Below are 12,296 nucleotides of genomic sequence, written 5' to 3'. Positions count from 1 at the left end.
AGGCGCGAATGACTCCGCGCCCAAGGTTGAAAAGTGACCTATATAAGAAGAAGCGCTGGCAGCACGATCAGTCGATCAGGTTCAGCGTCTCGCCAACCGCATCGAACAGGCGGTCAAGATCTTGCGCCTGACTGTTGAACATCGGGCCGAACTGCAGGGTGTCGCCGCCGAAGCGCACGTAGAAGCCAGCCTTCCACAGCTTCATGCCTGCCTCGAACGGACGCACAATCGCATCGCCATCACGCGGAGCGATCTGGATGGCACCGGCCAATCCGTAATTGCGGATATCGACGACGTTCTTCGCGCCCTTGATGCCGTGCAATACACTTTCGAAATGCGGGGCGATTTCCGCCGCCTGCTGCACCAGATTCTCACGCTGCAACAGCTCCAGCGCTGCCAGCCCCGCCGCACAGGCCACCGGGTGCGCCGAGTAGGTGTAGCCATGCGGAAACTCGACGGCGTACTCCGGCGTCGGCTGATTCATGAAGGTCTGGTAGATCTCGCTACTGGCAATCACCGCGCCCATCGGAATCGCACCGTTGGTAATCTGTTTGGCGATGCACATCAGGTCCGGCGTCACACCGAAGCTGTCGGCACCGAACATCGAGCCCGTGCGACCAAACCCGGTAATGACTTCGTCGAAGATCAGCAGGATGTTGTGCTGGTCGCAAATTTCACGCAGGCGCTTCAGATAGCCCTGTGGCGGGACGATCACACCCGCCGAGCCTGCCATCGGCTCGACGATGACGGCAGCGATGTTCGACGCATCATGCAGCTCGATCAGCTTGAGCATTTCGTCAGCCAATGCGATACCGCCAGCCTCAGGCATGCCCTTGGAGAACGCATTGCTGGCCAGCAAGGTGTGCGGCAGGTGGTCGACATCCATCAATTGACCGAACATCTTGCGGTTGCCATTCACTCCACCGAGGCTGGTGCCAGCCACGTTTACACCATGATAGCCACGCGCACGGCCGATCATCTTGGTCTTGGTCGCCTGCCCTTTCAGTCGCCAGTAGGCCCGCACCATTTTCACGGCCGTGTCAGCGCACTCGGAGCCGGAGTTGGTATAAAAGACGTGATTGAGGTTGCCGGGGGTCAGATCGGTGATCTTTTCCGCCAACTGAAACGAAGCAGGATGCCCGAACTGGAAGCCCGGCGAGTAATCCAGTACACCGAGCTGGCGCGAAACAGCCTCCTGAATTTCCTTGCGCGTGTGCCCTGCACCGCAGGTCCACAAGCCGGAAAGCCCGTCGTAGATCTTGCGCCCCTTGTCGTCGGTCAGATAGCAGCCGCTTGCCGCAACGACCATGCGCGGATCACGCTGGAAATTACGGTTTGCCGTGTAGGGCATCCAGTGAGCATCAAGTTTCAACTGGCTGGTGACGGGCAGATCGGACGCTTCGAACATATTCATGGGAGCAGGCCTCGCAGGCGCTTGAGCGAACAGTGATTGCAGCCAAGTTGCCATGCGACTAAGGTTCGTAAAACCTGATTTCCCTGATCTTTAGTTAGGCAACTACTAAACAATGAGCATCCGCCGCCCCGATCCCTTGGCGCAGGTCAGTGACTTTGATATTCGCTTGCTGCGTATTTTCAAAAGCGTCGTCGAGGCTGGCGGTTTTTCGGCCGCGGAAAGCGTGCTCGGCATCGGTCGCTCAGCCATCAGTCAGCAGATGAGCGACCTGGAACAGCGTCTCGGCTTGCGCCTCTGTCAGCGAGGACGGGCGGGATTTTCGTTGACTGACGAAGGGCGTGAGGTTTACCAGTCTTCGCTGCAACTGCTCAGCGCTCTGGAAAGCTTCAGGACCGAGGTCAACGGCCTGCACCAGAATCTGCGCGGCGAGCTGAACATCGGCCTGACCGACAATCTGGTCACCCTCCCGCACATGCGCATCACCCATGCGCTGTCGCGCCTCAAGGAGCGCGGTCCTGGCGTGCACATCAATATCCGCATGAGCGCTCCCGCCGAAGTCGAGCAAGGCGTGCTGGGCGGCGGGCTGCATGTCGGCGTCGTGCCACAGGCCAGCGCGTTGCCAGGGCTGGAATATCACGCCCTCTACAGCGAGCGCTCGCTGCTCTACTGCGCGGTTGGTCATCCCCTGTTCTATGCAGAAAATGCAGCCCTGAATGATGAACGCTTGGCACTGCAGGAAGCCATCGCCCCGACCTTTCGCCTGCCCAATGACATTCAGGCTCACTATCAGGCACTCACTTGCACCGCCAGCGCCTCCGACCGTGAAGGCATTGCGTTTCTGATCCTGACGGGCCGCTACATCGGCTACCTGCCGGATCATTACGCCAACGCCTGGGTGCAGGAAGGCAGGTTGCGTGCGCTAAAACCCGAATCGAAATTCTATGACCTTGATCTGGTCACCGTTACACGCAAGGGCCGACGCCCTCATTTGGTGCTTGAGAGCTTTCTGGAAGGACTCGCTGCTACCCGCTGACACACTGCCGTATGGCGAATACTCAGAGGGCTCACGCAATGAAGCGTCTCGAAAGCGCTATCAGGCTGATATATCTGGCAATAAACAAGCCCCAAGACAGATAACCTGAGCAAGTGGACAGCTTTTTGCAGGTATTCCGGATAACGTCACGCCAGCACATGGCACTTCCCATTCCGAGACTTCGCCATGCAGCCCGAAAGCGTTGAGAATTCTGAAAACAATGACCTGATCTACGGCCTGAATGACCGCCCCAAACCCTTGACCGCCCTATTGGCAGCGCTGCAACACGTCCTTGCCAGCTTCGTCGGCATCATCACCCCGCCGCTGATCATCGGCTCGACGCTTGGACTGACCGAATACTTGCCCTACCTGATCAGCATGGCCTTGATGGTGTCGGGTACCGGTACGTTCATTCAAGCACGCCGACCGTTCGGTATCGGCGCCGGCATGATCTGCCTGCAAGGCACCAGCTTCGCATTCCTGGGTGCTGTGTTGTCAGCGGGTTTTCTGGTCAAGCAGCGTGGTGGCAGCCCGGAAGACATCATGGCGATGATCTTCGGCGTGTGTTTTTTCGGCGCATTGGTGCAGATCGTTCTGAGCCGCTGCATCGGCCAGTTGCGGCGCGTCATCACGCCACTGGTGACCGGTATCGTGATCACACTGATCGGGGTGAGCCTGATCAAGGTCGGCGTGACCGATCTGGGTGGTGGCTTCAACGCAGCGGATTTCGGCGCGCCGTTGAACCTTGCGCTGGGAGTGTTCGTACTGGCGGTGATCATCGTGCTCAACCGCTCCAATACACCGTGGGTGCGCTTGTCGGCGATCATCATCGGCCTGGCCGTCGGCAGTCTCGCCGCGTGGTTCAGCGGCAAGCTGGTTCCCCAACCCATTCACGATCTGCCGTTGATCAGTGTGCCGGTGCCGTTCAGGTTCGGTTTCAATTTTGACTGGACCGCCTTCCTGCCGGTCGCGCTGATTTATCTGATCAGCAGCATCGAAACAGTCGGCGACCTGACCGCCAATTGCATGCTGGCGCGCCAGCCGATCAGCGGCCCGGGTTATATCGCACGCCTAAAGGGGGGCGTGCTCGGCGATGGCGTGAGCTGCATGATTGCCGCCACGTTCAGCGCGTTTCCCAACACCACGTTTGCGCAGAACAATGGCGTGATCCAGCTGACCGGCGTTGCCAGCCGCTATGTGGGTTTGTACATCGGCGCGGTGCTGTTCATCCTCGGCCTGTTCCCACACATCGGCGCCATCGTTCAGCAGATTCCCAAGCCGGTACTGGGCGGCGCGACGCTGGTGATGTTCGGCAGCGTCGCGGCGGCAGGCGTACGGATTCTGGCCCAGTCGCCACTGGACCGACGCAGCATGCTGATTATCGCAACCTCGTTCGGCGTCGGTCTGGGCATCGCCGCGCAGCCTGCACTGCTGCATCTCATGCCCAAACTGGTGCAGAACCTGTTCGACTCGGCTATCACCAGCGGCGGCATTACCGCCATCGTCATGTGCCTGCTGATCCCGGAAAGCAACGTCAGCGTCACTCAGGCTGATCCGGTGAAGGAACCCAAACCCCTTGAGCAACCACGATAACTGTCGACAGCCACACCAGCGCTTGCCGGATGGCCGCTGGTGCGCTATCTGTTCACTTGTTGTGCCTCCACGACCTGTCCGGAATTGCCCATGACACTTGAAGTCCCAGCGCACGGCGCGCACATCACCAAGCCCGCAAGCCGTATTCGTCAGAAGAATGAGGAAGCGATTATCCAGGCAGCCGAAGATGAATTCGCCCGTCACGGATTCAAGGGCACCAGCATGAACACCATTGCGCTGAAAGCCGGGCTGCCGAAAGCCAACCTGCATTACTACTTCACCAACAAGCTTGGCCTGTATGTCGCGGTGCTGAGCAACATCATCGATTTGTGGGACGGCACCTTCAACCACCTCAGCGTCGATGACGATCCGACCGAAGCACTGGCGCGCTACATCCGCGCCAAGATGGAATTCTCGCGCCGCCAGCCGCAGGCCTCACGTATCTTCGCCATGGAGATCATCAGCGGTGGCGAATGCATGAGCGAATATTTCAGTCAGGATTACCGCCTCTGGTTCCAAGGGCGAGCAGCGGTTTTTCAGGCCTGGATCGATGCGGGCAAGATGGACCCGGTCGACCCGGTGCATTTGATCTTCCTGCTCTGGGGCAGCACTCAGCATTACGCCGACTTCGCGACCCAAATCTGTCGCGTGACCGGGCGCAGCCGCCTGACGCGTCAGGATATGGATCAGGCCAGCGACAATCTGATCAGGATCATCCTCAAAGGTTGTGGGCTGACGCCGCCAGCCTTGTAGAATCTGTGCCTTGCCGCCAGCAAGGACACCTGCATGCCTTTTACCCTGGTCGGCCCTTGCGAGTTTCGTGAAGAAATTCGCAAGAGCCGCTTCATTACCCTCGCCGCCCCCATCGCCAGCCCCGTCGACGCGCAAGCGTTCATCGAGCAGCACAGCGACCTGAACGCGACCCACAATTGCTGGGCCTGGAAAGTCGGCGGCCAATACCGCAGCAATGACGATGGCGAACCGGGCGGCACCGCCGGCAGACCGATTCTGGCAGCCATCGAAGCGCAGGAATTCGATCAGGTCGTGGTCCTGGTGATTCGCTGGTACGGCGGCATTCAGTTGGGCACCGGCGGGCTGGCCCGTGCGTATGGTGGCGGTGCCAACAAGTGTTTGCAGCAGGCGGAACGTCTACCGCTGATTCAGCGCTCATTGTTCAATCTGGAGTGCAGCTTCAGTGAGCTGGCTCTGGTCAAGGTGCGGCTGGCAGAGCTGAACGGTTTGTTGGAAAGCGAGGATTTCACCGCCAATGGTGTACAGATGGCGATTGCCATCGGCCCTGAGCATCTCGACACATTACGACGCCAATTGGCCGATCTGAGTCGTGGAAGGATCGTTTTGCACAGCGTCATGGACGACTGAATGCTCCTCTCGACAGCCTTTCGACAATTGCCCACATCTACTGTGCATCCGGTTGTGGATAACCTGAGCACACTCCACTGCGCGCCTTGCCGGACGGGCGTTTCAGACGACTGATCATTTTTTATACAATATTCTATGGAAATATTAAAAACGGCGTAAAAACAGTCTGTTGGAGCGCCTTAGATCCGTTGGAAGCTAACCCGTCTGGCGTTATTCTCCACTTTCGGGTTTGCACACATTAACTGTGGAATAACCTGTGGATAACAGGTGCAAGGGTTGCGCAGCCATTGGCCGTACCGCTCTCCACGGCGGCTGTACGTTTCTTGTTCAAATCAATGAGCCATAATCGACGCACTGCCCACCAGCGCGCCCCGAACTGGTGCTGAACTGGCAGCCTCTGAATGCCGAGACACGCAAAAACCCCCCATCCACACCTGATTCATTGCGGCCAGCCTGAATCCTGACTCATTGGCCAGGATTTTGCTTTATGCACAGGCGAACCACTTCTGCCTCAGAGTCTTTCATGCCAAACCACGCGATACCTGCGCGCCTCCAACTGCGCCATATCACCAAGCAGTATCCTGGCTGCCTGGCCAACGACGCAGTCGACCTGACTATTCAGCCCGGCGAGATTCATGCTTTGCTGGGCGAAAACGGCGCCGGCAAAAGCACATTGATGAAGATCATCTACGGCGTCACTCAACCGGACGCTGGGTCGATCATCTGGCAAGGTCAGGCGCAGGTCATGCGCAACCCGGCCCAGGCAAGAAGCCTGGGCATCGGCATGGTGTTCCAGCATTTCTCGCTGTTCGAAACCTTGAGTGTCGCGCAGAACATCGCCTTGGCCATGGGTGCAGCGGCTGGCAAACCGAAACAGCTCGAGCCGCGCATTCGTGAAGTGTCGCAGCGTTATGGCATGGCTGTGGAGCCTCAACGCCTGGTCCACAGCCTGTCGATTGGCGAGCGGCAGAAAGTCGAAATCATTCGCTGCCTGATGCAGGACATCCGCCTGCTGATTCTCGATGAGCCCACATCGGTGCTCACGCCTCAGGAAGCCGAAGAGCTGTTCGTCACCCTCAGGCACCTGGCCGAGGAAGGCTGCAGCATTCTGTTCATCAGCCACAAGCTGGGCGAGGTTCGGGCCTTGTGTCACAGCGCAACCGTGCTGCGCAACGGCAAAGTCTCCGGGCACTGCATTCCGGCTGAGTGCTCTGATCTGGCACTGGCGCGGATGATGGTCGGTGATGCTGAGGGCCTGACTGCGCACTATGAGAAAGTCAGCGGCAGCGCGGCGTTTCTGCGCGTCGACAGGCTGTCCTGGCACAACCCCGATCCGTTTGGTTGCTCACTGAAAAATCTGAGCCTGGACGTGCGCAGCGGCGAGATTGTCGGCATCGCAGGCGTGGCGGGTAATGGTCAGGATGAGCTGCTTGCGCTGCTGAGCGGCGAACAAACGCTCGCGCACGCGCAAGCGGCTACCCTGCGTTTCGAAGAGACGCCGGTCGGGCATTTGCGCCCTGATGCCCGCCGCAAACGCGGCCTGGCATTTGTTCCGGCCGAGCGGCTCGGTCACGGTGCAGTACCGGAGCTGAGCCTGGCTGATAACGCGCTGCTCACTGCTTTCCAGCAAGGGCTGGTGAGCAACGGCCTGATTCAGCGTGGCAAGGTTCGCGCGCTGGCCGACGAAATCATTCGCCGCTTTGCGGTCAAGACGCCCGATGCCCAGGCCCCGGCGCGCAGCCTGTCAGGCGGCAACCTGCAAAAATTCATTCTTGGCCGGGAAATCCTGCAGAACCCGAAACTGCTGATTGCCGCGCACCCGACCTGGGGCGTGGATGTCGGAGCCGCAGCAGCGATTCACCGGGCACTCATCGCCTTGCGTGATGCAGGCGCAGCGATTCTGGTGATTTCAGAAGATCTGGACGAACTGTTCCAGATCAGCGACCGACTCGCGGCCCTGAGCGGCGGCCAGCTTTCCGATTTAATCCCCACCGAACAGACCAGCACCGTGCAGATCGGCGGCTGGATGGCAGGGCAGTTCGATCATTCTCACACCCAGGCCCACACACCGGGTTAACGGAGCAAAACATGCTGCTTTCTCTGGAACCGCGCGGCCAGCAATCGCGCGCCATGCTGTGGTGCTCGCCGCTGCTGGCCGCCGCCCTGACACTGGTCTGCGGCTCGCTGCTGTTCATCGGTCTCGGCCTGAACCCGTGGGTGACGCTGCATACCTTGCTGATCGCGCCCGTCAGCGATTGGTACGGCCTGTCTGAATTGATGGTCAAGACCTTGCCGATCCTGCTCTGCGCGCTGGGTTTGGCGGTCGCGTATCAGGCACGTATCTGGAACATCGGCGCGGAGGGCCAGTTGCTGCTCGGCGCGCTGGCAGGCAGCGCGGTGGCGGTGAACATCATCGAGATGGAAAGCCGCTGGGCCCTGGTCATGGTGCTGTTGGCAGGAACCCTCGCTGGCGCGGCCTGGGCAGGCGTGACGGCGTGGCTGCGCACGCATTTCAACGCCAACGAAATCCTCACCAGCATCATGCTCAACTACATCGCGCTGAATCTGTTGTTGTATTTCGTGCATGGGCCACTCAAAGACCCGGCGGGCATGAACTTCCCGGAGTCCGCGACCTTCGGCGACGCCAGCCGTCTGCCGCTGTTGATGGAAGATGGCCGCGCGCATATCGGCGTGTACTTCGCGCTGCTGGCGCTGGTCGCGGTGTGGGTCTTGCTGCAACGCAGCTTTATCGGTTTTCAGATTAAAGTGCTGGGGCTGGACAAGCGCGCAGCCGGGTTCGTCGGTTTCCGTGAGAAGCAATTGGTCTGGCTGGCGCTGTTGATCAGCGGCGGTCTGGCCGGGCTGGCGGGCGTGTCGGAAGTCACCGGCCCTATCGGCCAACTGGTGCCGCAGGTCTCGCCGGGTTACGGCTATGCCGCGATTACCGTGGCGTTTCTCGGGCGCCTGAACCCCATCGGCATTCTGTTCTCCAGTCTGCTGATCGCCCTGCTCTATCTGGGCGGAGAAAGCGCGCAGATGACCTTGAACCTGCCCTTGGCAATCACTCAGTTGTTTCAGGGCATGATGCTGTTCTTCCTGCTCGCCTGTGACGTGCTGATTCTCTACCGCCCACGCTTGAAACAACGCTGGGCCAAGCGCCAGATGACACCCGTCACAGGAGCCGCATGATGGATATCGACCTGCTGAGCAATATTTTCTACGCCATGGTGCGTTGCGGCACACCTCTGCTGTTGGTCGCACTGGGCGAGCTGATCTGCGAAAAGAGCGGCGTCATCAACCTGGGCCAGGAAGGCATGATGCTGTTTGGCGCAGTGATCGGTTTCATTATCGCGTTGAGCACCGGCAATCTCTGGCTGGGCGTGCTGCTGGCAATGCTGGCGGGAATGCTGTTGTCGGCACTGTTTGCGGTGGTGGCGTTGGTATTCAATGCCAATCAGGTGGCGACCGGGCTGGCGTTGACTATTTTCGGTGTCGGCCTTTCCAGCTTCGTCGGCGCGGCCTGGGTCGGCAAGCCGCTCAGTGGTTTCGAGCCGGTTGCGATTCCTTTCCTCAGCGATATCCCGCTCATCGGTCGCATGCTGTTTGCCCAGGACCTGCTGGTGTACCTGTCGTTCGCGCTGTTTGCTCTGGTGGCATGGGCACTGCTGAAAAGCCGCATCGGGCTGATCATCCAGGCTGTTGGCGAAAACCCGGATGCCGCCAGCGCCATGGGCCTGCCGGTGTTGCGGGTGCGTACGCTGGCAGTGCTGTTCGGCGGCGCGATGGCCGGGCTGGCCGGTGCTTACCTGTCGTTGGCGTACACGCCGATGTGGGCAGAAAACATGAGCGCCGGACGCGGCTGGATTGCCCTGGCCCTGGTGGTATTCGCCAGCTGGCGCGTCTGGCGCCTGCTGCTTGGCGCCTACCTGTTCGGTCTCGCCAGCATCCTGCATCTGGTGGCACAAGGCATTGGCCTGGCGATCCCGTCCAACCTGCTGGCAATGCTGCCTTACGTGGCAACCATCATCGTCCTCGTCCTGCTCTCCCGCGACGCCCTGCGCACCCGGCTCTATGCGCCGGTATCGCTGGGCCAGCCATGGCGGGCGGGGCATTGACGGGTTTGCAGCTGCAAGCTTGATCCGCACTGTGTGCTCGGGATGCATACACATTTGCTTGCCGCTCGTGCCAAGGCTCCACGTTGGCACGCCGTTCTGAACGCTCTGCGTCCGATCTTGACTGTGCGCCGCGGCGCAGAGGTTTGACGCAGAGCGTCACGAAAGGCATTCCTACGCTGGAGCGTGAGGAACGAGAGATGTCCGAGCGTCCATGTTATTCCCCTGAACGATTTCGGCTGACAGAGATTCCAACACCTCATGGGCAGGAGTACGCTGCAAGGTCGAAACTTTCGAGAGATCTTGCTGGCGCTGCCATGGAGTCTGTCTCTCAATCTGCCAAGGAATCATTCATGACCACTACCAAAAAAACCGCCCTCATCATCGGCGCCTCTCGCGGTTTGGGGCTTGGGCTGGTGCAGCGTTTGACCGAGCAGGGCTGGCAGGTCACGGCTACCGTTCGTGATCCGCAGAACGCCGAGAATCTAAGGGCCGTCGAGGGTGTTCGAATTGAAGCCGTGGACCTGGACGAAACCGCTTCGCTTGAGGTGCTGGTCCAGAAGCTGAAAGGCGAAGTCTTTGACGTCCTGTTCGTCAATGCCGGGATCACCGGTGCTGAGCATCAAAGCGCTGCGAAATCGACCGCTGCCGAGCTAGGCCAGTTGTTCCTGACCAATGCGGTCGCGCCGATTCGTCTGGCTGAACGCTTTGTCGCGCAAATTCGTCCGGAAACAGGCGTTCTGGCATTCATGAGTTCTTGGCTGGGCAGCGTCACATGTCCGGATGGCGCGAACCTGGCGCTGTACAAGGCCAGCAAGGCGGCACTCAATTCGATGACCAACACCTTTGTCAGTCAGTTGGACGAGAAACGCCCGACCGTGCTATCGATGCATCCGGGTTGGGTCAAGACTGACATGGGCGGCGAGAACGCCGCCATTGACGTGCTGACCAGCACCACCGGGCTTGTGGAACAGCTCAATGCCTATGCAGGCAAAGGTGGGCATCACTTCATCGATTATCAGGGCAAGACCATTGCCTGGTAACGGACGGGTATTGATCAAGCTCCGATCACCCCGATAGACTCGCAAACCTTGCCGGGGCGCTTTACGCCCTGGCAACCCTGGATCAGCAGACAGGGCATCACTGAGCTGGCTAACCCTGAACCCTTTTCAGAGGAGCCGGCCCATGCCCGCGATCCGTATCTGGTTGAAAAATCCCCTTGCTGTGTTTACCGCCAATGACCTGGACGCCCGTGGCGGCCTGGTCATTGAGGATGGTGTCATCACTGAGGTTCTGGCCGCCGGTCAGCAACCGTCCACGCCCTGCACCCAGACATTCGATGCCCGCGAGCATGTGTTGTTGCCGGGGCTGATCAATACCCACCATCACTTTTATCAAACCCTGACGCGGGCCTGGGCACCGGTGGTCAATCAGCCTCTATTTCCGTGGCTCAAGACCCTGTACCCGGTGTGGGCGCGCCTGACGCCAGACAAGCTCGCCATTGCCAGCAAGGTGGCGCTGGCGGAGCTGTTGTTGTCGGGCTGCACGACGGCTGCCGATCATCACTACCTGTTTCCAAACGGGCTGGAGCACGCCATCGATGTGCAGGTACAGAGCGTGCGAGAGCTCGGCATGCGCGCGATGCTGACACGCGGCTCCATGAGCCTGGGCGAAGCGGATGGCGGGTTGCCGCCGCAGCAGACGGTGCAACAGGGCGAGGTGATTCTGGCCGACAGCCAGCGCCTGATCGAGACGTATCATGAGCGCGGCGACGGCGCGCAGATTCAGATCGCGCTGGCGCCTTGCTCGCCGTTTTCGGTGACGCCGCAGATCATGGCCGAGAGCGCTGCGATGGCAGAAAAGCTCGATGTGCGCCTGCACACGCATCTGGCCGAAACCCTGGATGAAGAAGACTTCTGCCTGCAGCGCTTTGGTTTGCGGACGGTTGACTATCTGGACAGCGTCGGCTGGCTCGGCCCACGCACCTGGCTGGCGCACGGCATCCATTTCAACCCCGATGAAATCGCCCGCCTTGGCGCAGCGGGCACCGGTGTCTGTCATTGTCCCAGTTCGAACATGCGCCTGGCCTCGGGGATTTGCCCGACCCTGGACCTGATAGCTGCCGGCGCGCCGCTCGGGCTTGGGGTAGACGGCTCGGCGTCCAACGATGCATCGAACATGATCCTCGAAGCCCGACAGGCGCTTTACCTGCAGCGCCTGCGCTACGGCGCCGAGAAAATCACCCCGCAACGGGTACTTGGCTGGGCGACCAAGGGTTCGGCACAGTTGCTGGGGCGCACTGATATTGGAGAGCTGGCAGTGGGCAAACAGGCTGATCTGGCGTTGTTCAAGCGGGACAAACTGCGCTTCTCCGGCAGCCACGACCCGTTGTCCGCGCTGCTGCTGTGCGGCGCAGATCGTGCGGACCGGGTGATGATTGCAGGGCAATGGCGAGTGATCGACGGTCAGGTCGAAGGGCTGGATATCAAGAAGCTGATCGCCGATCACAGCCAGGCGGCGCGGGAACTGATTCAGGGCTGAACCTGCACAAGGAAAATATCAACATCGTGCGACGCAGAGCGTGACTATCGTGCCAATGCTCCGCGTTGGCATGCATTGGGTGATGCGTCATGGCTGCAATGTGACGCAGAGCGTCACGAAATGCATTACCACGCAGAGCGTGGGAAAGATAAGCAAGTGGGTCATGCCTTCAACTATCGTGCGACGCTCCGCGTCGGCATGCTGCTCTGGACGCTCTGCGTCC

10 protein-coding genes are annotated in these 12,296 nt (G+C 60.0%); 9 read left to right on the top strand and 1 reads right to left on the bottom strand.

The genetic code is table 11. From position 1 onward, the window contains the following. Nucleotides 1-67: 67 nt before the first annotated feature. Nucleotides 68-1,414, bottom strand: a complete 1,347-nt coding sequence (locus N018_RS03755; protein ID WP_025388874.1) for an aspartate aminotransferase family protein — start codon at nt 1,412-1,414, stop codon at nt 68-70. A 112-nt stretch (nt 1,415-1,526) separates the two neighbouring features. Between N018_RS03755 and N018_RS03750 the strand changes: the two genes are divergently transcribed. The 9 genes from N018_RS03750 (at nt 1,527) to N018_RS03710 (ending at nt 12,073) form a co-directional block, all read left to right on the top strand. Further along, nucleotides 1,527-2,447 carry a LysR family transcriptional regulator gene (locus tag N018_RS03750; protein ID WP_024643351.1) on the top strand — a complete coding sequence of 307 codons (921 nt, stop codon included), beginning with the start codon at nt 1,527-1,529 and terminating at the stop codon, nt 2,445-2,447. 186 nt (nt 2,448-2,633) lie between these two features. After that, nucleotides 2,634-4,040: a uracil-xanthine permease family protein gene (locus N018_RS03745; protein ID WP_025388873.1), complete on the top strand. Its 1,407-nt coding sequence runs from the start codon at nt 2,634-2,636 to the stop codon at nt 4,038-4,040. A gap of 90 nt (nt 4,041-4,130) precedes the next feature. After that, a complete protein-coding gene (locus N018_RS03740) occupies nt 4,131-4,793 on the top strand; it encodes a TetR/AcrR family transcriptional regulator (protein WP_025388872.1) in 663 nt (220 codons plus the stop codon). Between the two features lie 33 nt (nt 4,794-4,826). Next, the gene (locus N018_RS03735) at nt 4,827-5,420 is read left to right on the top strand and encodes an IMPACT family protein (RefSeq protein WP_025388871.1); all 594 of its coding nucleotides are present in this window, start codon (nt 4,827-4,829) and stop codon (nt 5,418-5,420) included. 523 nt (nt 5,421-5,943) lie between these two features. Beyond that, nucleotides 5,944-7,497: an ABC transporter ATP-binding protein gene (locus N018_RS03730; protein ID WP_025388870.1), complete on the top strand. Its 1,554-nt coding sequence runs from the start codon at nt 5,944-5,946 to the stop codon at nt 7,495-7,497. An 11-nt stretch (nt 7,498-7,508) separates the two neighbouring features. Then, nucleotides 7,509-8,609, top strand: coding sequence for an ABC transporter permease (locus N018_RS03725; protein ID WP_025388869.1), 1,101 nt, complete (start codon nt 7,509-7,511; stop codon nt 8,607-8,609). Beyond that, complete coding sequence (locus N018_RS03720; protein ID WP_024643345.1) at nt 8,609-9,535, top strand: ABC transporter permease; 927 nt, start codon at nt 8,609-8,611, stop codon at nt 9,533-9,535. The genes N018_RS03725 and N018_RS03720 overlap by 1 nt, the downstream gene beginning before the upstream one ends. Before the next feature lie 350 nt (nt 9,536-9,885). Next, nucleotides 9,886-10,575, top strand: coding sequence for an SDR family oxidoreductase (locus N018_RS03715; RefSeq protein WP_024643923.1), 690 nt, complete (start codon nt 9,886-9,888; stop codon nt 10,573-10,575). A 142-nt stretch (nt 10,576-10,717) separates the two neighbouring features. Further along, on the top strand, nt 10,718-12,073 hold the full coding sequence (locus N018_RS03710) for an 8-oxoguanine deaminase (RefSeq protein ID WP_025388868.1): 1,356 nt from the start codon (nt 10,718-10,720) through the stop codon (nt 12,071-12,073). The last annotated feature ends 223 nt before the right edge of the window (nt 12,074-12,296 follow it).

This window comes from Pseudomonas syringae CC1557 (assembly GCF_000452705.1).
Taxonomy (GTDB): Bacteria; Pseudomonadota; Gammaproteobacteria; order Pseudomonadales; family Pseudomonadaceae; genus Aquipseudomonas; species Aquipseudomonas syringae_F.
Note: the sequence above shows the minus strand (reverse complement) of the source record. Positions and strands in the feature narration are given on the sequence as shown.